Here is a 23305-nt window from a genome sequence, read left to right on the forward strand (position 1 = left end):
TGTTAATCAGTCGCAAAATTATTTAAAATATCTGTCACGGTTCCCGTTTGTTCAAAATGTACGTTATGCCCGACATGTGATATTTGATGCCAAGTGACTTGTGGTAATTGCTGACTCATACGCTGATTAATCATGGTAAACTTCTGATCATGTACCCCCGTTATTAGTGTAACTGGTACGTGAAGGAATGACAATTGTCCCCAAAAATTAGGCATCGCACCTGTCCCAAAAAAGTATAATGAATTCGCAACATTTTCAGAGTGCTGATTAACCCGTTGGTCATGCATAAATTTTTGTTTTACTAGTGGCAAAAGACGTTGACTATTAAATAGTGGCAATTGTTCCCATTCAGAAATAAATTGCTGCATACCTAATTTAACAACATCTGCTGCTTTTTTAGTATCAGCAATAATACGTTGTTGGCGTAACCTTTGTGTTGCTAAACCAGCTGTGCCACTTTCTAACACAAGTTTAGAAATTCTGTTAGGAAACACAGTCGCATAAGCTAATGCTAACCTAGCACCCATTGAATAACCAACTAAATTAACTTTTTTAATGTCCAATTGATTCAATAACTCATTCAGATCATTAACCTGTTCACGCCATTGAAATCTTTGTGCTGGCTTAACTACCTGCGCACTAGGTCCGAATCCTAACAAATTTAAATAGATTCGTGTACCCTTAGGCTGAACATCTTGATATTCAGCCATGCTTCCCATAAAGCCATGCATAAATAACCAAGCTGGTTGACCTGTTCCTATAATCATAGCTTCATATTCATAATTATTTATGACAACTTTTTTGTTCACGATAGCGCCTCTTTAATAGCTTGCGTTAGTTTTTGATGTGCAACCACATTTTGTTCACGATTACTCTTAACTTCAATTATCCGTAAACGCGTTGCCGGCTTATGAACTAGTTCATACAACAGATTTAAATCATCGACCGACTTGTATTCCGCATCGTAAAGGCGCGCAATACGCTCAATCACAATTGGTAACGGGGTCCCAAACATTGGTTCAAAGTAGGCTTTTGCTGCTGCTTGTGGCAAAAAAGAAAAAATACCGCCACCTTGATTATTAACTACCACAATTGTCAATGGCACATGGGCCTGATGACTCAACATCAAACCATTCATATCGTGGAATAAGGTCAAATCTCCGGTTAGTAACGTTGTGGGTTTGCCTGTCATCGCCATACCAAAAGCTGATGAAATCGTACCATCAATCCCGTTAGCACCACGATTAGCGGCTATTTTAATCGAATGGTTTGGCACATAATAATTATCCATATCACGAATTGGCATTGAATTAGCGATAAATAATTGCCCATTTTCTGGTAAATCTGCTAAAGCGGCTGGAATTTGATATTCTGCACCTTGCTCATCCGTTTTCATCGTAAGTGATAATAACGTTGCCGAAACTTTTTGCCATTGTTCTAAGAAAGTTGCCTTTCTCACCCCTGGTTCAGCAAGCAAATCTGCTACTACTGCATCCGTATCCGCAATAACTGTTGTTTGTGCATGCCGTGCATGATCATGACCCGCATGTTCTTGACCAATTTGCACCACCGTAATTTTAGCATCTCGTAACCAAGCCGTTACTTTAGCTGAAACCGGAGTGCCACCAAAACGTATCACGACTTCTGGTTTTAAATCATCCTTTATGACATCAGCTGCCAATAGACTATCGATACCACTAATTGCATATTCACTAGGTCTAAAATTACTTAATACATCTGCCAGAACGGGCAATTGATAATGTGCTGCTAATTGTTTTAATTTTGCAATATTCCAACCGACTTCATCTGGTCCTAACAACATCATTGCTTTAGGTTTACGTAACAATGCAGCTAAAGCTTGCACATTCTGCCAACCCATTTGTTGTTGACCTACTAAAATTTGTTGCGTTGCGACTGTTGGCCATGTTTCACCTAAAATTGGCATCAATGGCTTACGTAATGGTAAATTAATTTGAATGGGCCCAGCTGGCTTAGTCATTGCCAGACCGACTAGTTCTTGCACACGATAATCAATATAGTCTGTCACATCCTCATTATTATCTTGTACAGTGATGGCAGTAAAAGATTTTGTATGGTCACCATATAAATTTGCTTGATGTACTGTTTGTGGTGCCCCCACTTCCTGTAACTCTTGTGGACGATCAGTCGTTAGTGCAATCAAAGGAATATGTGAGATGCTTGCTTCCATAATTGCCGGCAAATAGTTACCAGTTGCCGTACCAGAAGTCGCTAATAAAGCAACTGGTTGATGTGTTGTTTTAGCAATCCCTAAGGAAAAAAATGCTGCTGAACGTTCATCCACATCTACTGTAACGCGAACATCATCACGTAATTTTTGCATTTCAGCCAGAAGCAAAGCAATCGGCGTTGTTCTTGAACCAGGTGAGACAACAAAATCGTGAACTCCTTGTAAAACAAGGGCGGTTAGTAAATGTTTAATATTAGTTGTTAAAGTATCAGTCATGTAATATTTGCTCCTTTAATACATTCATCATCGGCAATAATTTTAGACCCGTTTCTTGATATTCCATGGCAGCATCAGAATCAGCTAAAATACCAGCACCGGCAAATAAATTAGCCATCTTCTCGCGATACCACATTGCCCGAATACCAACAATAAATTCACCATCCGCATCTGGGGTTATCACACCAATCGGACCACTAAATAAACCACGTGGATATTTCTCGATTGCCGCAATCTTATCCAAAGCCCATGTTCTTGGTTTACCACCTAAAGCAGGGGTCGGATGCAATTGTTTCACAATTCCTAACAAATTATTATCAGCTGGTAGTTCACCCGTAATTGGCGTATACAAATGCTGTACTTGCGGATTCTTTAAAATTTGAGGCGCAGTTGGCATTTGCAAATCTATAATATTGGCAGCTTGCAAATTTGCTTTGATTGTTTCGACGACTGTTTGATGTTCAATCCGGTTTTTTTGATCATGCCATAATTCATCAGCTAATGTTTCATCGTTAACCTGATTTTCACCACGTTTAATCGTACCAGCTACTGCGGCAGTCGCTACTTTACCACCATCAACTTTAACCAATCGTTCTGGCGTTGCCGAAACAAATAATTCATCACAATGTTTTAAAACAAAATGATAACTAGTTGGTTGTGTTTTCTGTAGACTCTTAATTAACTGGCTTTCATTTAAGGCTGACGACAAATTAATTTGGCGTTGACGTCCCAAAACAACTTTTTCATGCACTGAATTTTGTCGCATATCATCGATAGCCGCTTGAATTCTTGCAGACCAATCAGTCTCATCTTCTGTTGTCACAATTTCAGCACCGCTCGGCTGTGTTTGACGAACTAGATCAATATTTTGACCAATTATTTCTTGTTTGACGACATCATAAACAATAGCAGGTTGAAAAAAGTAACCATTCATCAATTCAGAATCATTAATTTCTTGGTCATCAAAAGCAAAACCACCAAAAACTGGTTGGGGATTGGCTTGTTGTACTTTAGCTAACCAATCTTGCACCTGTTCAAATGAGCCCCCAATTAGCTCAACATTTTTTCCAAATCCATAATATTTAGTTTGTCCATCTGATGACGCAAAATAAACGGCATCACTTGCTAATTCAAATGACCACTGTAATTCTTCTTCAGTCGCAAACGTCACAGTGCTACCTCCCTTATATTTAATGTTTTATGTTTTCTAATTATTTATAATGTCTTTTTTTACAAATTTTTTTATATTTATAGTATACAATACGGCTTAAATATACACCTGTTTTTGCCAATAAATTTAACGTGAATCATAAACAAAAAAGACTTACTAATTAAATTAGTAAGTCTTTTTAACAGCTAATTACTTAGCAATAATTTCTTTGTATTCTTCACGAGTTCTTTATCGGTGCTTATTAATTCAATGAAAACGTTGATAGCAAGCGACATACGAGCGACAAGTATCCTTTTCCAAGTGCCATTAAGCGCCTTTTTTGAAGTCAATTTTGAGCAGTCTTGACATCAATCAAGGATAGTTCTTTTACACAGATGCAGCCAAATTTATCGAAATTTTAGTAAAGGTATTAGCTGTAGTTAATTTAAACTACTAAATCATTAAATTGGAATAAGCAAAAAATCATTTCTCAAGATCAATACACTTTATCTGAATCTCCTTGTTATTCCCATTTCGATTATCATTCCACACATTTTCTATTCTATTAATCAATTTGTTCTTATTTTTACCTGCATGTTCATATTGATATTTATCCAAAAACAAAGTTACATCCGATGTACTACCCGCTAATTTAGTAAAGTATCCCTTGTCAACTTCAGATACACTGTGTCCGATAATATACACCTTATCAACCTTTTCAAATTGATGATTTGCTATGAATCTTTTTAAAACATCTTGACCCTTTTCAGTATTTTTAATCAATAAATCATAAATTTTTTTCTGATATTCTGATGCTGAAAAATATTTGTTGTCAAATACTTTTCCCTCTTTTAAGTGTCCTAAAACAATGTCATCATTATCAATGGTGCCATGAATATGTAGGACATTGTTCTCATTTAATTTCTCACCATATAATTTTTCTACTGTATTGGTGTAGTTAAAATTTATTATTAATGTTTCTGGTGATATTAATTTATCTATCGTACTTTTTTTAATATCATCCAACTTATTTTTTTCGAATTTACTTGATTCAATTTCTTTAGATTCCAACCATTCTTTAAAAAGTGGAATTAAATGGTATTTAAATGCCAAGTATGGACACTCATATACTGAGATAGCATTTTCATCACTTGCAGAATAGTTTTCATCTAGTTCTCCCGTCCAACGGTCCTTTTGAAAGAAGGGTTGAACCTGATTATCTAAATATTCATAGTTTATTGATCCAAGCATTTTCTCAAATTCAGCCCAATCCTCATTAGTATTATTCAATAATTCAAAAAGAATAGTTGCTGCATCATCTTCCTCAAGATAGATATCACCATCCGGACTTTTTTTTACACTATCAAAATCTGAACAAGACTTTTTTTTTAATCTCCAAATAGTCCTTAAAAGAATCATATCCGGTTTGTAATCCATGTTTCATATCAAAGCCGTTACCAATAATCAACAAATTGCTCATATCTATTGCTCCATTTACATTTTTACATTATATTAACATATTTTTCGCAATTTACTACATATAAATAGGCTCATTTTTCAACAGCAGAGAGTTAGGCTAGTATGAAACATCATCCCAACTACCCCGACATCCCCAATACAAAAGCACGAAGCTATTCACTCCGTGCTTTACTAGATCATTTACGCTATATCATTCAATTGCTCAATCATGTTAGAGACTTCTGCATTACTGGTTTCCGGCATTACCTTGCGATAGAATTCATTGACCACTGTAATAGTGTCTCCCAATATTTGGCTAACCACCTCCACACTCATGTTACCAAAGTCTTTGGAAAGCATGACCGAGGCAAACGTCCTTCGCAATCCATGTGGTGCAATACAATCACTAGGATCCATTTCCAAAACGTCTTGTTGTATCTGTCGAAAGTGGTAATTAAGTGCGGCAGAATCAGGTACACAACCATTAGCATTTCTAATGAGTAAGTGGTTATCATCATGAGTCTGATTATGAATATTATCCCAAGTCACTAACTTATTAAGTAGTGATTGTGGTATCTTGATTGTCCGATATGAATGCCGTGTCTTGGGCTCCTTTATCGAGTGGCTTGCCCGAGACCACGCTTGCTTAACAGTCAATGTTTGATTTTCCATATCCAAACAATCAGTCGTTAAGGCCTGTGCTTCCTGCGTACGTAGCCCCGTAGACAACATGACTAAAATCAGCATTTGCCAACAATCAAGTTTTGATACCTCTTTTTGATTAAGATAACTCACTAAACGCCTATATTGCGTAATTGATAGCACACTCATCTCTTTTGGCGGCCTATTTTTAGCAGCGCTTCGACAATCAACTAAGGCAACATAGTTTTTCAATAAGACACCATGTTGGACAAGCATGCTCAAAGCTGCGCTGATATTGCTCTTATGTTTCCGCAAACTACGATTTGATAGTCCAGATTTTCCTAATCTATTGAATAATTTAAGCATCATATCATGATTCAAATTACCCAACTTCAGATCCGGTACTTGTCTGGATAGCATTCGCAATGTACTCTCATACGACTTATACGTCGCTGCTGATACCACAGGTCGCTTATACTTTAAGATAAATATTTCAAACGCTGAACAAAATGACACATTAGCATAGTTTATTGTGCGCGTTGTACTACGTAATAGCTGCATCTTACCTTCCCATGCTAACGCCTCCCTTTTAGTTGCAAAAGTCCGACTCTTTCTGACACGATTAGTACCACTACCTGAAGAAATGACAACCTTGTATTTGCCACTACTAATTTTTTGCATATCACCTATCCTTCCTATAATAAATCATCAAGTGATAAGAACTCTCGATAGTTAGTTGCAACATAGTCTACCTTATCCAACAGACCTTGCTTTGGAAATCTAATAGCCCGACCTACCTTAATTCGTGGGAAATCATACATGTCAGATAATTGTTTGAACGTTGCCCGTGATATTCCCAACATCTTGGCGGCTTGCGAAGCACTAATTAGTGTCATGCTATCATCAGCTTCACCCATCTCATCAAATTGCTTCATCGTCTGTATCTCCTGTAATTATCAAGTTTAAGAATTTAGGTGACGTATGCGAATTATTTTCAACGACTTCGATACCATTATTTTTCAAAACTCGTCGAAGTTCAGGAAAAAAGCGTCTGGGACTATCAAAACCAATTTTAGGTATATCTCTTTTTACACAATAAGCAACAAATGCATCCAAGAGCTCAATACGCGTAACACTCTCGTCATTCTTTTGCTGTAATCTCTCTGTTGCAAATGATGCCACTGGTGAATTATCCTGTGTCATGCTAGCAAACCATGCTTTCTTATCAGCCAACATCTTATGGCTCTCTTTTGGAACCATATCGTCGCGTCCCTTCATTTCCTTTAACGTTTGAATTAGTAACCCACCCAACTGTGGTAACTCGCCAATCATTCTTTGACCAAGACCCTCGTCCATTTCTTCCTTAGAAAATGATTTTTCAAACCTCAGCAAGCAAACTTTACGTTGTACTGCATACGTTGTTTCAACATTGTTGGTCTGCACATTCAATGAATTCATAGCAAATGTACATTGCACATTCATAGGCAATAACAAGCTGCTAGTATTCTTGCGGTCAACATTCATCACAGCATTAATATCTGCCAGACGCTTTGTCTTCGACCAATCGATCCCGATCCCCTTGTCAATGCCGTTTTCGTCGACCAAGTTGGCCCTAACTACTGTTTGACGGTCGCCTTGAAGTAAATACTCCAAGCCAAACTGTCGATCCAGTTGATCCGTTGGCACACTCGCCGTCAACTGTGGCGAAAGCATAGCTCTGATTGCATCGAGCAGAAGTGTCTTGCCAGATCCCCCTGGTGAATAAAGAAAGAGCACTTTTCCCGGATTTTGCAAAAGCAAATGTGTTGCTAACCATTCCAGAATAAACGTAACGGTCTCTTCATCATTTTCCCATTGTCCATCCAAATACTTCTGCCAAGCAGGCGGTATCACTTGAGCATCTAAATTCGGTGCTAAATTCAGTTGATAGGAAGTCATATGACTGGCATCAAATGGTTCTAGTTCAAACGTACTTAGATTAAGATCACCGGTTAATAGCGTCGTATAAGCATTATTCAGCTTTGAAAAATGGAACCTATCCGCCATCTTAGCTAATGCAAGCAAAGTTTCAGATTCAGATTGACTGGTAGCCTTTATACCCAGTATCCGCGTTAATAGTGTTAACCAAAAACTGCCAAATGTGACTTGCATCGATTGATAATAATGAAGAATATCATTATAAACTCGAATAGATGTAGCATCTACGGCTGATTCAGTTGCTGAAGTCACAACATTCATTATCGAACGTAATCCAATGGCGGCTTTACCAGCATCAATAGGCGTTTGATGGCCATCTCTGTTACGTGGCAATCCTAAATGTGCAAATAGGGCCTCCTTCAACAACTCGTTCAATAATTGAACCGCGGTATTGTCTGCCTGTTCAATATGTCCATCACGATAATCCAATTTTTTGCCCAGAGTACCTAAGTAAACATTTAGAAAACTAATTAGTTTCTCGCCATAAATAGTGACTAGCTTAGCTCCAGCGTCATTAATCATACTTGGTGTCGCTTGCTCAAGCTGTTCCTTAAGAGTGTCATTTATAGTTATCGATTTTAACTCAGTTAACCGTATAATTTTATCTTGAGATAACAAAGGTGTAATAAACGTTTCAACATCCTCCGCTAAAGTAGTTCTATGTTTGATATTACTATTCATGCTCATCCTCCAAAAAGCCTAGGCCACGCCCATTATTATTGTTATCTTCCAATGCAGGCATTGAATTTATTTTAATTAAATTAATATAAGGCAAGTGACCTGCTTTACTGTAAGTAACTTCCACTACAAATGTTGACCCAATTAAGTCAGTAATATCGTATTCTTCCTTACCATATTGCTCTGCGGCAAAGTCATTAAAGCGTTCTATCATAGCCAAAAATCGATCATCGATTTTTTCGAAGCTGGCGTCAGTTTTATCTACCAGATACATTCGGGTTTTAAAAGGACGTATGGTTGTGTTTTCAGGAACCAGCTCAAGAATGTACGCCCGCCAGGCAACCTCGCCAAATGAATTCATTTGTGTATAAGGATCTAAACTTACTAATTTAACTGCTAGAGGTTCCTTATCATTAACCAATCGTGGTGTAACATTCTTACCAATTTTCATTATTCTGTTCTCCTAATCTTTTAATTGTCATTACATGCTCATCAATAGGGAACTGAAATTTACAATCGTCAATTGCTTGTTTCAATGCCATAATGCCTTGACTAAGCATTGTTTCATCAGTTTCTGATTCAGGTATACTTAACCACAAAGCATCCCTTGGTATTTCATGTATCCATATTTCTGGGTTCAATTCAATAAGCCTAGTTGACCAACGTTTTACCAGGGCTGCTATAATACTTGAAGCCAAGTAAGATCGTCGTTGATTAGGTCGTTTGTCTAAAACATTAATCGTAGAGGGACTCCCTTGTAGATAGGCAACAGGCATCTTACTAACTTGCTCCAACAGAGATGTAGATTTTGGAAATAACCCCTGAAGTTCATAAAAAATATGATGAGCGTACCCAGTATCCAGCGAGATTTCTGCCAAAGTAGCAGCCACGCCAGTTAGAGATTGTCCGTACAGGAAGCCCATGAATAGCCGTTTAACGATTTTACGTGGTATTATAATTCCCGTATGCTCCAGTAAAGAGTTACCCACTGATTCGTACAACCCTTCAGAGATTGCCATTCGTAATTTTTCATCATCAGCAACACCAGCTAACGCACGCGGCTCAGCTGAGCCAATATCTAAAGCAACAAATCGTCTTCCAGTAGGTGCAACTAAATAATTTCGGCACCATTTTGGGATAGCTTGTGTGTTGGGGGCACTAGTACTTATCTGCATGGGAATATTAGCATATGCCTCATGTCTACCAACAACATGTACGACTCCAGCAGTCTCGTCAATTACTCGACCTTGCATATTTAATAATCCAGTAGACCATCTTCGAAATTCAAACGTATCATCTATTATTAACTTGTCACTGAGATAATCCTGAATGATTTGATAATAACTAATGGTAAAACCCTTTGAATTAAGTTGTGGTAAAATGTACTTATCAAATTGATCATCTTTACCATAAATTTTTTCTTTCAACTTTACATCCTCCGTTACTAATTAATTCACTCCTTGAATAAACATGCAGGCCTGCGTCAAGGAATATAACCATTGTAGTTTGAAATGCTTTAAGTCTTTAGGCCACTCCGAATATTCAAAGTGGCTTTTTTCAAAAGGAAAATATTTATGCACAAATTTACTGAAGAAGAATGCAAGCGATTAGCTTTTGCTATTTCACTCATTGTTACTTTGGAAACCCAAAGTAATTCGACAAGTACATATAAAATTCAAATCAGGTTAGACCAAAAGGATAATCCATTTGTACTAATTACGAATGGAAATGAAATTGATGAAGATGTTCTTTCAACAAATACAAAAATATTTAATAACTTTGATAAATATTTAATAGAAGATCCTAAGCATAAATATCGCTTTACTGAAGAAAAACGTTCACGTACATTTCGAAAGGGAGCAAATATTTATTTTGAGCTATTTCATATCAACTATGATGAAACCTTATCAATTTCTGACTTGCTAATTTTTTTGCTGCTTGATTTACCATCAGATTTACTTGATAAGATTCTTCGAATAACATATAGCCATTGGGAAACCAATCGGCTGGATATTAAATCTGCCCGAACACTTTTGCATACTCTATTTAAAGAAAATAAGTCTCTAACGAACAACCAAAAGCAAGACATTATTGAATTATTCTCAGGCTTTTCAAATGTAATATTAGACAAAATACTAGAAATTCATCTGGATGAACAAACAAATTCAAGAATAAGTAAAATTAACTTGATCAAAATAAGCGCTTTGCTCAAACTTAGTCGATCATTAGAGTATGATTTTTCTAACCATCTATCCAAAACGTCCATGAAAAGTTACCCATTTGCTCATTATAAAGAATTCCCCTACATTGCTAGTGCGATGACAATTTATAATGATTGGATTAATATTTCAGTAAGGGACATACAAAGTTTTGGAATCGTCATTCATGCATTAAATCAAGTTATTGAAGAGCATGATAATTTAGACGACCTATTCAATCCTCTTGCTGACAGCAAATTTAACCCAAATAATTGGGTACCTATTTTCGAATTTTTATACGACGGTATCAAAGAACGATGCCATCAAGAATTACTCCAATCACAAAAAAATGAAGACATTACAAGTACATACATTCATATGGAATGGAGCTTTCCCAGTGAGATATTTACACCATTTGTTTCAACCCTCACGTTTTCATCAATTGATCAAGTGACTTCCTTATTTGAATTTTTACGCAATAATCAACTTCTGAATGGAATGGCAGATTATGCAATCCAATTTATGGTTGATAAACAAATAGAAAAAAAGAGCCTCTAAGCTCTTAGATAACTTCCAAAGCATCACGAACCACATTGGCTTGTGATGCTTTTTCTTCTGGCATCAAGTGTGCATACACTTCTTGTACCATTGCTTGGGTATCACCTAATACATTGGCGACATACTGTAACGACTGATTACCACCTTCACGTGATAATAAGTAGCTCGCATAAGTATGTCGAAGTGAATGTGTTGAAGTTGTTTGCCCCACTGGTATCTGACAGATTGTATGTTCTAGTTTTTGTACATAGTAATTTACACTACTTGCATCGGGTACATTACCAAATTTGGTGATGAATAAATGCTGCTCGTGATTTCGATGACCATTCAGCATTAACAAGCGATTCTGTTCAAACCGCCATTCTCTTAAACGTTGCAATAAAAATCTAGGTATCGGTATGGTCCGATATGAATTTTTGGTCTTAGGTGCTTTACTATCGTGCACCGTTCGTGAATAACTTGAGTCAACGCGTAACGTCAGTTTGATTTCGTCAAGATCATCCTGCCGTAAGTCAATGGCCTCACTTACTCGCATACCGGTACACAAAATAACCAGTATAACCATCGTGTAGGGTGTCATCTGTGATATTGGTCGTTGCTTTAGTGTTTGCAACAACTGCTTGTACTGACCGATACTAATAAATTTTTGATTAGCATCCTTACCTAAGCGAGCCCCTCGAATGTCTATTTCTTGCATTGGGTTTCGTTTGATAACCCCTTCCGTAACCAAACTGCGACAATACTTTCCGACATGTACCTTGATTTTCTTAATTGTATTTTTGGTATAGTTATCAGCGATTAATTGATTGAACAACTTTTGGCAATGTCGACGATCTAGTGTTTTCACTAACCAACCTTCACAATATTTTGCAAGGATCTTTCCCGTAAAATAATAGCCTTTTTCAGTTGCTGGACTGACCTTACTAGTCACAAAAGTAGCCACCCATTCATTATAAGCATCCGTAATTTTGGCATCATCGCCAACATAGGTTGTCCCTGAATGCATATCCGCATTCATTTCCAGTAACCATACTTTAGCATCACTCACCGTCGTAAAACTTTTTGATTTACGCTTACGCGTGTTACCTGACCCAATGCTAGCGGTTGCCTTATATTTGCCACTTGGCATTAAATCAATTCCCTTAGGTAATTTCATCCTTATGACCTCCTTCTACAAAGGATAAAAAAATAAAGCATCCTCATTTTCAGGATGCTTTATCTAACCAATTTTTACGTTGTTGTATGAAAATATAGCTAATTCACTTAACGTAAATTAGCACTTACTTCAATTAACGCTTTGCCAACTGCAATCATCATTTCTTTCACAATAATTGAGATAATGTCTACTGCCATGTGCTTTCACCCACTTTCTTTTCAAAGGCAACATCGCCATGATACAAAGCTGCTTTACCGATATAATTGCCAGCCAAATCATAATAAACGACTATCAACAATTCCTCTTTTTGGTTGATCGTCCCAGCTAACATAAAACAATTGACTGTCTGCTTGGATAATAAAAAAGATGGCACCATAGTCGGTTCCATCTCATCAATATCCAAGCGGACATTATCCAGTCCTGAAAAATCTATTCGTTGCACATTTTGAATGTCTAACAAACTCACGGCCAAATATACGATATCTAATTCTATTTCTGGCACTATACGTGTAACATCCATATCTTCCTCCTATACAAAAAAGAACCAACCTCATCTGGCTAGTTCTCATTACTTATACATCATTGTTATACAATGTCAAAATATGTGTCTATAAAATTTAGTGTCCGCATACTAATCACAGATTTGTCGACCATTTTCTAATAATTAGCTTTTTTTGTACTTCTTGTGCTTGTTCAGCTGTTAGTCCGCTTGTATGCCCCACATCATCTGTACCTAACACAACTAACCCTGTTCCTACCTGCGGTAACAAAGCCATCCCAAAATATTCTTGCCCAAATTCCACACGATAGGCACTTGCAATACCGGTTGCTAAAGCATCATCACGAACCCAAGCATCATATCCTATTTTGTCATCTGTCGCTAGACGTAATGCGATGACATCAACTGCTCCTTCAAATGTTTTATTTAGTTGGTCATTGGTTACATCACCTGCCCATTTTGTAATTGTTGGCACAACAAACTGGCCAACCATATCATATACCACTGCATATTCCATTGTCTGTTTCTCCAATACAAATTTTTTTAACAGGTTATCCTGTCACAATTAAAATATGTATTTGACACTTCAATTCATTGCGACCCTTAAGTATTATTTTGTTACTTTTAGTAAAGGTACTCTTGATGATTAAATTACCTGACTTAAATTAGTCAGGTAATATTCTAGGAGATGACTATTATGTCACAAAAAACATTGGTCTTTAATGTTACTACCCAATTAAGAATCGTTGCTGATCCTTTAATGCTAAATTATTTTTGTATTTTGGAAGTTAGCACACCTTTTAAATACCTTGTAACAGCTTCGATTTGTGTTTTTTGAAAACATAGTAAAACCCCGTAAGTTTTGGAAATTACTTCAACTTACGGGTTACACCTCATCGTTAATGGGGGTTATTTTATATTCTGGCCCCTATAAAATGATTGTTTAATGGAAATTACATATAAATTATAATGACCAGACTATTCTATAATGCGTTTTACATCTTCCAAGAAATCATCCTCAATCATAGGTAGCAACAAATCACCATCAATTGCTGACAACATCATTTGTTCTTTCTGCTTTAGTCGTTCATATACACGTTTATCAATGAAACCGTCACGTGCTATTTCGCCATCCAGCTGCAAATAATAGTAGTGAGTATAGTCATCAGGTTTTAATCCTAATCGGTGAATACGATCGCGAGATTGCAGCATAAATGTCAGATTGAAATTATACTCAAAGTAAACCGCATCATGTACTTCTTTATGTAAAGAAATTGATTCTCCTAACGTTGCCGGGTTGGAAATCATGACATCGATGCCACTCCTCTTATTTCTAAAAGAATTGATAAGGCCAACTCGATCTTCTTTCGGTGTGCCACCATAGACCAAATTGGCCATAATTCCTGCATCTTGCAAAGCAACCTGTATCTTCTTCGTTGTGTCGACAAACATTCCCCAAACAATGACTTTTTTACCTTCTCGAACCAATTGAGTGATTAATGCAATACCAGCAGTAAATTTGGGTGAAACCAGCCTATCTACACCAATCTGTCGATAGTAATCTTGCCGAGCCTGTTTAGCTTCGGCTTTGTCTAATGCCTCTGAGGCACTAATTTGATCAACTTCTTCAGAGATAAATCCTAACTCATGATAATCTACTTCATCAATATTTTTTAATAGCATAGCAGGATTAGTTGAAGCTTGAAGTAAGCGTATGTAAATCGCCAATATACCTGGCTCATTATTCCAAATATACGAAGCTAATTCTGCCATAGTGCTGTTTGGTTGTACTTCAATTAATTGATCTGGTTCAGCTAACGGCACATTCAAATCTTGCTTGTTTGTTCGCCAAAAAAAAGGTTGCAACTTATCATTGACTACTTCAGAATCGATTGCTTCCAAGTCACTTACTTCCCAACCAAAATATGAATCATACTCATTTTGATAAAGAAGATGTAAGAGATTATAAATATCCTTATAAGAGTTGGGTATAGGAGTTCCCGTTAATACATAGTGAAAACTAGCTTGTGGTCCCAACTCTAAGGCTTTAGCAGCACGCTGACCGGTAGGATTTTTCACGCGATGTACTTCATCAAAAACAATCATAGTTTTGCTATCAATAAGTTGATTTAACAATCGAACTTTTCCGATTAGGGCTTCGTAATTCACCACAATCACATCTGCAATTCCCCAATCTAATCGAATGTTTCTGTCATCACTATAACGCTTTTCTTTGAGATTCATGAACATCAATGATCGTTTATCACCAAAGACTTCCATATACTCGGTACGCCAGGCTTCAAAAGCGCTCAATGGCGAGACGACTAACAATTTGTTTACTCTGTTTACTACTGGTGCACTTAGGTACGCAAATGTGCCATACATCATAGCTGTTTTTCCGGCACCAGGTACAGAAAAATTAGCGGCTCGTTTCATTTTGGCCAAATAAAAACTTGCTTGCAATTGTTGCCTCTTTAACGGACGCGTAATTTCTTGCAATAAAACATTTTCAAATTGAACTAACTCTGATCGCCAACGAGCGTCGTATCCCTTAATGGTCATGCCAGCAATTCGATGTTCCTGAATAGCATAAGCACTCTCATTCAAGAAAGATTGAACTTCATCTGATAATATCAATGGTTCACTATCAATTTTGATCAGAGTCTTATTAACTGACTCAATAAAATTTTCAAGTTTAATATAATTAATGCCTTCAAAAAACATCAAATTGGCCATATCAAAATCCCGACGATAACGATCAAAAATCCGTTGCAAACGTCGATTTGATAGTAATGTTTCATCCATCTCCAAAACAAAAGCACCATCTCTTATTATAATTTTAGAGCTCACCATTATATATATCCACCAATACCTCAGCGTCTTTACCAATTTGAGCCATATAATCTCTGATTGTACGAATTTCTGTACTGTCAAATTGATTCCAGCGTAACTTACCGGTTAATCCATGACCCACATTCAAATCAGCAAGCGTTTTATTAATTTGACGCAATGATTCGATAAATTCTAACGTATCTTTTGATCGCTTCGTTGAATTGATTGTATCATTTTTTATTTTTTGGATTTTACGAAATTGTGGTGTTAATTCTTCTAAAGTTTTACGGTAATCAGCTGCAGAAGATATGTTCGTATTGTCAAAAGTGTCCTGTAATTCTTCAACATAGTCATCAACTTCATCCTTAAAGTCATTGTACTTTTCTGCATCTACGACACCTTCAAAATAATCACGCATATAACGTACACGGTCACCACCCGTCAAAATCATTGAGTGTAATTGCGTGAATGCTAATTGTTTACTATATTCCATATCAGGACCTGATTTTGGATAACGCTTCTTCAATTTTTTACCAATTTCTTCCAATAGATTATAGATTTTCAAGTCTTTAATAAGTTGAAAGTTTTGTTTGTCTGCATTTATATGATCCAAAAAGTCTTGCATTAGGTAAACGACGTTTAAACTTGATTCGACTGCTTTAACCGTTTTCCCTGCGTTTTTAGCATAATCACCCAAAAGCATAATTTGATCAATCTCAACCGTTTGCCATATATCAACAGCAGCATCAACCGCATCGTAATCCACCTTATTTTCGATACCCATTTGGAGAGCTAGTTCAAGTCGCTTAATTAATTCACGATTGGCTTTGTTCTTGAACGTTACCGGCAAAATAACAGCCTCAAAGTACTGTTTCTGGGATGTTTCACGTTGTAACTGACGTAGCGCCGTAAATCGACGATTCCCATCAATTACTCGACCATCATCCAATACATATCCAAAGATAAGTTGCCCTTTGTCATGAATATCCTTCTTAGTATTTCTTAGCTTCACACTATCACTATTTTCGATCAATCGTTCAACAATAGCGTTATACTCATCGCCATCATCAATAGAACGTGACACATTTTCAACTTGAACATGTTCCGAACGAATACGACCATTCGCATCATTATAGTACAACATATCCAACGGAATACGATAAACATTTAAGTTCTCTGAATCTAATCCATCTAATTGTAAAGGTAACTTGGGCTTTGCACCGGTTGGCTTAATATCGCCATTATCTACTCTATCAAGTAATGAAAATTCATCAATCATTCAATTTCTCCAATACTTTTAACACATCGTTAATTTTGTGTGCTTCTTTATAGATCACTTTATCCTGCATAACTTGCTTGAAAAATTTGGATTGTATATCCACAATCTGATCATCAGTATGCCGCTTATTATCGGCCTTCGTTTCCACTAACAAATACAAATCACCATTAACACTGTAAACAAAATCTGGTGTTGTGGTCCCACCTGTATATTTTGGAATCTTAATTGCACTTTTGGGTAACTTGCCAAAACTGGTCACTTGAGGCTTATATTTTTGTTTTAATAAATCTAATTCAGGCACTTCACTATCAAATCGAACTGATGGCCCCTCATACAAAGTAACTGTTTCATCAATCAGAACTTCATGACTCTCATTTTGACCAATAAGGTTCGCATCTACTTCATCTTTGAACTCTTGCTTAGACTTATCCCATATTGATGTACTTGCATCAAATGCTAATGCTTGATAGCGATATAGTGTAGCGAACTTATTATCAAATCGTTTTTTGAATTCACTCACGAAGCTTGACACTGATGACTCATTAAAGTAATCACTTAATTGTCGTCCGCTTTCCATCTTATTTTGAACAAATTCGGGTAAAAATTCTGAAAAGGCTTGATGAACAATTTGAATTGATAAGTTGGTTCGCATGGCTATTCGTTTAATAAACTCACCGTATGTTAATTTACCAATAGATGTTTCAAGATATTCCTCATTGGTTGCTTGCAAAGTTAACACGCCGGATAAATCATCGTTTTTAGTTAACCTTTGCCGAGTCTGTTCTGAATGTTGCACTTGAAGAATATCATTTTGTAAGATGTCTGAAAGCAGAAGTAGCCATCCCATTGTGGTCAAATCTTCATATTTGACCATGTATCGCTTGGATAGTGTAAGCCACAAATTCTTTATTTTATCCCAATTTTTCTTATTTAATTTAATCTTGTTCTTCTGTTTTACACCATTTGGGCGTTTTTTAATTTTTTCACCGTTTACCTTTGGCAACAGTTGACGTAATCCTTCAACATTAATAACGTTAAAGTCATCATCCAAAATGCCATCATCCGCCAGTGTATTTTGAACTGCGCGCTTTGTTTTGCCATGCGTACCAAGATCAATTAACTTTTGAATAATCGCATCAGAAATTGGTTCGCCTAATACCATATCATCTGTAATACTTTGATTAATTTCACCTTGAAGCGTGTCAGCAAAATTACTTTCATCATAACCAACGATATAGCTCAGATAAAACTCTTGATTACTGATACGATTTCCCTTCACATCAACTGGTAATCGTAATCCACGACCCACTTCTTGTATTTTTGAGTTATCAGAACCACTTGATCGCAACTTAGCAATGACAAAAACATTAGGATTATCCCAGCCTTCACGTAACGTCCATTTTGAGAAGAAAAATCGGCGTAAGTTCCACTCCCCTTTTTCATTTTTGAATGGTAATGTACGTTCTTTATGCAAGATATCATCACGTTCAGATGCCACCGCACTATCGTCTGGTTCTCCCCAATCCTTAGCAAAGTAACCACCATGAACAGTTTGAATATCACTGTTCAAGCTAGTCTTAGTCGTACGTAAAAAGTCCAAATAACTTTGGCTAAGTTCATCGGTCTTTACCTGATAATCTCGAATTAAATCATCTAGCTTGTTGTTTAACAGACGTTCAAAGGCTTGCTTTAACCAACCGTTTTGATCACGATAAGATGGAATATGATCAATAAACACTAAACTAAGAGTCTTTACTTGATACCCTTCACGAAAAAAGTTCTCTTGTTCTTTGTCAAAATGCTCATCGATCAATATCTTTAACATTAATTCTTGGTAGGAATTATCAAATGTACCTGAAATCAATGTTTGATGTTCATGCAGTTCCAAATCATTGGATAATTTTTTACTCCCTTCATAGATAATGTCGCCATCAAAATTATTATCATTAAATACTGACGCTAAACTATCACCAATATTTACTTCATACTCTCGGTTCCTTGACTTAAAAGTAACTGACTTAGCCGACAACTTGGTAATTTTATATTGGGCGCTATCTGGATTGGTTAGCGTTGGATAAATGGCTTCAACTCCCTTTACCAAGGATTGATTAAACGCGCGCACAGCATCCAAATCATATACCGGACCTGATGAACGATAGTAATCGATTTCATGGTTTTTTGTCTTTGGCTTTTCGGGGAATGTTGCCCCAAAACGTACGATCATCTCTGGTTTAAATCGCTTCAGAAGATTTGAATACGATTTACCGTCACGCTTTAAGCGATGTGGTTCGTCAATAATTACAACCGGCCGTGTCATCATAATAGCTTCCGCTGGAGTTCGTGCCGATGTTATCAGGCTCACATCGTAGTGATCTTTGAACAAGGCTGAAGATGCCTTATCCAAAAAACCCTTATCACTCATTAATAATACGTGAATCGTATTTTTATCATTCGTCATCGCACTGGTAAACTGTTCTAAATCAGCACTCATCTGATAACGTCCGTTTTTCTTAGCAAAATCACCCGCTAAAATCTGATATACCCGTAATTGTTTATTTGGAAAGAATTGAGAAAAATGTTGGCGAGCATAAGCACTCGTTAAAAAATTCTTAGCGCCTTCTTTAATGGCCAGACTTGGAACAACCACGACGAATTTTGACAAACCACGCTCAACATTCAGTTCATACATCATTCGTGTATAGACATATGTCTTTCCTGTACCTGTCTCCATTTTGACATCTAAAAAGGCACTTTCTTGCCCCGCATACTGGATTAGTGGGTTAGCATAGATTGACGTGGCAGAAATACCATTTTTATCCTGAGAATTCACGTCGTCAAGTAATGGGAAATTATGGATAATATTATCCAGTGCTTCACGTTGGTGCTGTAATTCTTCTAGGTTAATTCTCATCAATAACGCACCTCAACTCTCACACCGTCAAGGGCTGTTTTAACATTGTTCTTCAAACTAGTCATGGTTGCAAAATCAAACGAGTAACCAAAAACAATAATTGTTTTTACGTTTAATTGGTGTGTGCCAATTATATTCAATAGCGCTTCCACGTCTTCTTGTGTAAATTGATCAATGATATATATCATTGATCCATCTTCCACATAGTGTACATTATTATGTACTAATTCAATAGTTTTAACTAGTACATCTAACTTATAACCATCATTGATTAACCATGTTTGTAGAATTGTATTTTCTCCCGTTGCTCCGGTATCAACAACCTTGGCAAATTTTGGATTTACCTTATCTTTGTCAGATTTTTCATAGTATTTACCTAATTTCACTGCATTTCCTGAAAATTCAGAAACGACGTCATCTGTTAACAGCTGGATATTATTAGGATCAAAATCCACAATTTTGTCAATTGTACTGGCATTCATTTCCTTAATGTAGTAATGTTTAAATCCTGAATCAAAATGTACGCCTAAGTCTGGATGTTCTTTTTTTATTTTTTTTCCTGATCGCTTAATACGTTCACGTGCAATTTCATCAATGGTTAGGTAGCCTGCCTTGCTAGCGTTACTATCATCAGGTGTCTTTTCGTCGAGAGTGTTTAGTATCCACTTACGATTACCACCATCTTCTGCATTAAGTTGCATCACTGCATCGGCAGTTGTTGCTGAACCAGCAAAAAAATCTAGAATTAGACTATCCTGATTTGTTGAATATTTTACAAGATTTTTTATAAGTTCAACTGGCTTGGGACTTGAAAAGTAATCATTTCCATCAAATAGTTCATCTCGTAAATACTTTGTTGCCGCTTGATTCATAAATCTATTATCAGTTCCGAATAAAGAGTTAACTGTGTTGAATTCATTTTTAAGCTCATATAAGTACTTTTTAACAAAAAAACCGCGCTGTCCTTCTTTAACTTCGTCCTTAAATACTACTTTTCCTTGTTCTACCCATTTATCAAAAGTAGAACGAGAAAATGCCCAATACCTACCTGCAGGGGGAGTATCAACATGACCGTTTTTGGGATTAACAATTTGAAATGAACTGTTTGGCCCGCCACTTCTGGCGCTTGGATCAGTGATAACCCAAGCGCCAGAAGGATCATTATCAGGATTCTTGTACTTAGAGTTATCCTTAATTTCACCATGTATATGACTTAATCGAGCATTTTTCCCATAGATAAAAACATATTCATGTTGCTGGTTGAATCCATTAGAAGTGTCATTTGCGCTCGAACGAGTTTTGCGAATTACATCTCCCAAATAAGAATTTTCTCCAAAAACATGGTCTAGTAAAAGCTTCAAATTTGCATATTCATGTTCATCAATTGAGACAAAAATAATGCCACTATCTTTCAATAACTGTTGTGCAATTTTTAATCGAGGATACATGAAAGTTAACCAAGCTGAGTGGCTTGATCTCCCGTTTAATAGATGAATTTTGTTAATTTCATCTTCACTCATGTTCAAAATGTTTCGCAAATCTTCATCCGATAAATCAAAATTGTCATTATAAACAAATCCGTCTGAACCTGTATTGTAAGGTGGATCAAGATAAATCATATCAATGCTGTTCGTGTAAGCTTGTTGGAGGTGTTTAAGCACGTTCAAATTATCACCCGTCAAAAAGATATTCTCTGACTGCGCATTTTTTGGTTCATTATTATGATTCATATCGGGAATAATAACACTCGCCGTCGGTTTTCCTACTTGTAGCTCTGCATATTTTTTCCCAACAAAATTCAATGTATATCCATCTACAATTTCATTGACATTATGATTAGACAAGCTAGTCTGAAATTTTTGGATATCAAATCCGCCTGCTTCAACAACAACCTCTTTCCCATTTTTATCAATACCATATTTATCTTGAGTAAAAAATTCAGGCAACTTACTACGTAATTGCTTTAAAAATTCAGTGTTCGGCTCTGTATTATCCTCTGTTAGTATTTGTTTAAAATCAACCATGGCAAGACCACCTTTCAAGTTATATCACTCATTTTTCATTTATTAAAATAATAATATTACATTTGAATTGAAATTCACTTCATCAATCATTTTTTAACCTTGTTTGCTAAATAGTCACCATTTGTTGTTCTTATTTTTTTGCTGAAGTTTATTTGTGAATAGCGCCGTCTTTTTCACCATTTTGAATTAGTATATTTAGAAACTTTAAATCCTTAATTTCTAACTTGTATTCTGCGCTAGCAATTGTTTATCAGTGTACAACTACCGTTTATTATACCAAACATTCAATTCAGGGTCATTGGGATGATTGGGGTGGTATTTTTTATTGGTCAGACAAACATCATTACTAATGATATTCCATTTTCTGAGTAAATATAGCGACAAGTAAGTGACAACTGGTGACACTTTTGACGTCAACTATTGTCAATTTTGAACAAACTTACACTAACAATAATTACCCTTATTCAATACAAATAATACTCATTAATACCCACAAACCCTATTATAACAACAAAAAATGACCCTACTAGCCAAAGTTAGTAAGGTCATTTTATTAGCTAATTACTTAGCAATGATTTCTTTGTATTCTTCACGAGATACAACTGATACTTGGCGCTTGTCACGGCCCATACGACCGAACTTTACAACACCATCAGTCAAAGCAAACAATGTATCATCGTTACCGCGTCCAACGTTCACACCTGGGTAGATATGAGTACCACGTTGACGGTAAATGATTGATCCAGCTTTGATGTCTTGTCCGTCGGCACGCTTTGTACCTAGACGACGACCAGCTGAGTCACGACCGTTGGCTGATGAACCACCACCTTTGTGGTGAGCAAGCATCGTCAAGTTATTCAAATTTAATTGCATGATTTAAATCCTCCTATCCGATGGCTTAGGCAATTGAGTCAATGACAACCTTAGTATAAGGTTGGCGGTGACCTTGCTTAGCATGTGAGTGCTTCTTTGGCTTGTACTTGAAAGTAACAACTTTCTTTTCCTTACCTTGCTTCTCAACAGTTCCTGAAACAGTAACACCTTCAACATAAGGTGCACCTAATTTGCCATCAGCGAAGACAACTTTGTCAAAGACAACCTTGTCACCTTCGGCGGCGTCCATCTTTTCGACGTAAATTACGTCACCGGCAGAAACTTTGTATTGCTTTCCACCGTTCTCAATGATTGCATATGATGCCATGAGTCTGTAGACCTCCATAAAAAATTTTTGTAAAAACTTAGACTCACCAATACCCGCGGATTAAATTAATCACTTAATACAGATAATGAGTGGTTGCAGTTTGTGAGATACCACAAACACAACATAAAATATTATAACCCAATGCATAATGAAATTCAATCATAAGATACTTATTCACGTCATTCATGTAACTAATAGGCTACAACAAATACATTAATCGTGCGTACTTTTGTTTTACCTAAACCATGCTTAAAGTG

General features: G+C 36.5%; 20 protein-coding genes and 1 other annotated feature. Of the genes, 1 reads left to right on the forward strand and 19 read right to left on the reverse strand.

Translation table 11 applies throughout. The annotated features are described in order from the left end of the window. Positions 1-2: 2 nt before the first annotated feature. The 10 genes from menH to FFM61_RS03150 form a co-directional block, all read right to left on the reverse strand. Positions 3-809 (reverse strand): 2-succinyl-6-hydroxy-2,4-cyclohexadiene-1-carboxylate synthase, encoded by an 807-nt coding sequence (menH, locus tag FFM61_RS03105; RefSeq protein WP_083194457.1) that lies wholly within the window; start codon positions 807-809, stop codon positions 3-5. After that, complete coding sequence (menD, locus tag FFM61_RS03110) at positions 806-2485, reverse strand: 2-succinyl-5-enolpyruvyl-6-hydroxy-3-cyclohexene-1-carboxylic-acid synthase (protein ID WP_074427164.1); 1680 nt, start codon at positions 2483-2485, stop codon at positions 806-808. The genes menH and menD overlap by 4 nt, the downstream gene beginning before the upstream one ends. Further along, positions 2478-3656: an isochorismate synthase gene (locus tag FFM61_RS03115; protein WP_074427163.1), complete on the reverse strand. Its 1179-nt coding sequence runs from the start codon at positions 3654-3656 to the stop codon at positions 2478-2480. The genes menD and FFM61_RS03115 overlap by 8 nt, the downstream gene beginning before the upstream one ends. Before the next feature lie 462 nt (positions 3657-4118). Beyond that, entirely contained in the window at positions 4119-5054 is a 936-nt protein-coding gene (locus tag FFM61_RS03120) for an AbiH family protein (protein WP_371258042.1), read from the reverse strand. Further along, the gene (locus FFM61_RS09240; RefSeq protein ID WP_083194454.1) at positions 4999-5115 is read right to left on the reverse strand and encodes an AbiH family protein; all 117 of its coding nucleotides are present in this window, start codon (positions 5113-5115) and stop codon (positions 4999-5001) included. The genes FFM61_RS03120 and FFM61_RS09240 overlap by 56 nt, the downstream gene beginning before the upstream one ends. Before the next feature lie 179 nt (positions 5116-5294). After that, positions 5295-6416 (reverse strand): tyrosine-type recombinase/integrase, encoded by a 1122-nt coding sequence (locus tag FFM61_RS03130; RefSeq protein ID WP_074427161.1) that lies wholly within the window; start codon positions 6414-6416, stop codon positions 5295-5297. Positions 6417-6430: 14 nt separating this feature from the next. After that, a complete protein-coding gene (locus tag FFM61_RS03135) occupies positions 6431-6670 on the reverse strand; it encodes a helix-turn-helix domain-containing protein (protein WP_002827777.1) in 240 nt (79 codons plus the stop codon). Next, on the reverse strand, positions 6657-8393 hold the full coding sequence (locus tag FFM61_RS03140; protein WP_074427160.1) for a hypothetical protein: 1737 nt from the start codon (positions 8391-8393) through the stop codon (positions 6657-6659). Before FFM61_RS03140 ends, FFM61_RS03135 begins: the two co-directional genes overlap by 14 nt. Further along, positions 8386-8841 carry a hypothetical protein gene (locus FFM61_RS03145; RefSeq protein WP_074427159.1) on the reverse strand — a complete coding sequence of 152 codons (456 nt, stop codon included), beginning with the start codon at positions 8839-8841 and terminating at the stop codon, positions 8386-8388. Before FFM61_RS03145 ends, FFM61_RS03140 begins: the two co-directional genes overlap by 8 nt. Further along, complete coding sequence (locus tag FFM61_RS03150) at positions 8828-9643, reverse strand: hypothetical protein (protein ID WP_137604599.1); 816 nt, start codon at positions 9641-9643, stop codon at positions 8828-8830. Before FFM61_RS03150 ends, FFM61_RS03145 begins: the two co-directional genes overlap by 14 nt. Before the next feature lie 321 nt (positions 9644-9964). Between FFM61_RS03150 and FFM61_RS03155 the strand changes: the two genes are divergently transcribed. Next, the gene (locus FFM61_RS03155) at positions 9965-11146 is read left to right on the forward strand and encodes a hypothetical protein (RefSeq protein WP_074427157.1); all 1182 of its coding nucleotides are present in this window, start codon (positions 9965-9967) and stop codon (positions 11144-11146) included. Positions 11147-11150: 4 nt separating this feature from the next. Here FFM61_RS03155 and FFM61_RS03160 read toward each other — a convergent pair whose 3' ends face one another. The 9 genes from FFM61_RS03160 to rplU form a co-directional block, all read right to left on the reverse strand. Then, the gene (locus tag FFM61_RS03160; protein WP_074427156.1) at positions 11151-12302 is read right to left on the reverse strand and encodes a tyrosine-type recombinase/integrase; all 1152 of its coding nucleotides are present in this window, start codon (positions 12300-12302) and stop codon (positions 11151-11153) included. Positions 12303-12489: 187 nt separating this feature from the next. Then, positions 12490-12822 carry a hypothetical protein gene (locus FFM61_RS03165; RefSeq protein ID WP_074427154.1) on the reverse strand — a complete coding sequence of 111 codons (333 nt, stop codon included), beginning with the start codon at positions 12820-12822 and terminating at the stop codon, positions 12490-12492. Between the two features lie 115 nt (positions 12823-12937). Continuing rightward, entirely contained in the window at positions 12938-13318 is a 381-nt protein-coding gene (locus FFM61_RS03170; protein ID WP_074427153.1) for a hypothetical protein, read from the reverse strand. A gap of 461 nt (positions 13319-13779) precedes the next feature. Further along, positions 13780-15606, reverse strand: coding sequence for an SNF2-related protein (locus FFM61_RS03175; RefSeq protein WP_240005964.1), 1827 nt, complete (start codon positions 15604-15606; stop codon positions 13780-13782). A gap of 34 nt (positions 15607-15640) precedes the next feature. Then, positions 15641-16912: a hypothetical protein gene (locus tag FFM61_RS03180; protein ID WP_074427151.1), complete on the reverse strand. Its 1272-nt coding sequence runs from the start codon at positions 16910-16912 to the stop codon at positions 15641-15643. Continuing rightward, positions 16905-19823: a type III restriction-modification system endonuclease gene (locus FFM61_RS03185; protein ID WP_074427150.1), complete on the reverse strand. Its 2919-nt coding sequence runs from the start codon at positions 19821-19823 to the stop codon at positions 16905-16907. The genes FFM61_RS03180 and FFM61_RS03185 overlap by 8 nt, the downstream gene beginning before the upstream one ends. Beyond that, positions 19823-21847, reverse strand: coding sequence for a site-specific DNA-methyltransferase (locus FFM61_RS03190; protein WP_083194452.1), 2025 nt, complete (start codon positions 21845-21847; stop codon positions 19823-19825). The genes FFM61_RS03185 and FFM61_RS03190 overlap by 1 nt, the downstream gene beginning before the upstream one ends. 561 nt (positions 21848-22408) lie before the next feature. Then, positions 22409-22720: a 50S ribosomal protein L27 gene (gene rpmA, locus FFM61_RS03195; protein WP_042491643.1), complete on the reverse strand. Its 312-nt coding sequence runs from the start codon at positions 22718-22720 to the stop codon at positions 22409-22411. Positions 22721-22745: 25 nt separating this feature from the next. Next, complete coding sequence (gene rplU, locus FFM61_RS03200; protein WP_042491645.1) at positions 22746-23048, reverse strand: 50S ribosomal protein L21; 303 nt, start codon at positions 23046-23048, stop codon at positions 22746-22748. Between the two features lie 29 nt (positions 23049-23077). Then, positions 23078-23153: a sequence feature (ribosomal protein L21 leader region), on the reverse strand. Positions 23154-23305 lie beyond the last annotated feature (152 nt).

It is taken from the genome of Weissella hellenica (assembly GCF_005405545.1).
GTDB lineage: Bacteria > Bacillota > Bacilli > Lactobacillales > Lactobacillaceae > Weissella > Weissella hellenica.

Bases quoted from the DNA above. Each gene is read 5' to 3' on its own strand.
- menD (WP_074427164.1), bottom strand. From the start codon at position 2,485: ATGACTGATACTTTAACAACTAATATTAAACATTTACTAACCGCCCTT.
- FFM61_RS03120 (WP_371258042.1), bottom strand. From the start codon at position 5,054: ATGATTCTTTTAAGGACTATTTGGAGATTAAAAAAAAAGTCTTGTTCA.
- FFM61_RS09240 (WP_083194454.1), bottom strand. From the start codon at position 5,115: ATGAGCAATTTGTTGATTATTGGTAACGGCTTTGATATGAAACATGGA.
- FFM61_RS03130 (WP_074427161.1), bottom strand. From the start codon at position 6,416: ATGCAAAAAATTAGTAGTGGCAAATACAAGGTTGTCATTTCTTCAGGT.
- FFM61_RS03135 (WP_002827777.1), bottom strand. From the start codon at position 6,670: ATGAAGCAATTTGATGAGATGGGTGAAGCTGATGATAGCATGACACTA.
- FFM61_RS03140 (WP_074427160.1), bottom strand. From the start codon at position 8,393: ATGAATAGTAATATCAAACATAGAACTACTTTAGCGGAGGATGTTGAA.
- FFM61_RS03145 (WP_074427159.1), bottom strand. From the start codon at position 8,841: ATGAAAATTGGTAAGAATGTTACACCACGATTGGTTAATGATAAGGAA.
- FFM61_RS03150 (WP_137604599.1), bottom strand. From the start codon at position 9,643: ATGCAAGGTCGAGTAATTGACGAGACTGCTGGAGTCGTACATGTTGTT.
- FFM61_RS03155 (WP_074427157.1), top strand. From the start codon at position 9,965: ATGCACAAATTTACTGAAGAAGAATGCAAGCGATTAGCTTTTGCTATT.
- FFM61_RS03160 (WP_074427156.1), bottom strand. From the start codon at position 12,302: ATGAAATTACCTAAGGGAATTGATTTAATGCCAAGTGGCAAATATAAG.
- FFM61_RS03165 (WP_074427154.1), bottom strand. From the start codon at position 12,822: ATGGATGTTACACGTATAGTGCCAGAAATAGAATTAGATATCGTATAT.
- FFM61_RS03170 (WP_074427153.1), bottom strand. From the start codon at position 13,318: ATGGAATATGCAGTGGTATATGATATGGTTGGCCAGTTTGTTGTGCCA.
- FFM61_RS03175 (WP_240005964.1), bottom strand. From the start codon at position 15,606: ATGGATGAAACATTACTATCAAATCGACGTTTGCAACGGATTTTTGAT.
- FFM61_RS03180 (WP_074427151.1), bottom strand. From the start codon at position 16,912: ATGATTGATGAATTTTCATTACTTGATAGAGTAGATAATGGCGATATT.
- FFM61_RS03185 (WP_074427150.1), bottom strand. From the start codon at position 19,823: ATGAGAATTAACCTAGAAGAATTACAGCACCAACGTGAAGCACTGGAT.
- FFM61_RS03190 (WP_083194452.1), bottom strand. From the start codon at position 21,847: ATGGTTGATTTTAAACAAATACTAACAGAGGATAATACAGAGCCGAAC.
- rpmA (WP_042491643.1), bottom strand. From the start codon at position 22,720: ATGCAATTAAATTTGAATAACTTGACGATGCTTGCTCACCACAAAGGT.
- rplU (WP_042491645.1), bottom strand. From the start codon at position 23,048: ATGGCATCATATGCAATCATTGAGAACGGTGGAAAGCAATACAAAGTT.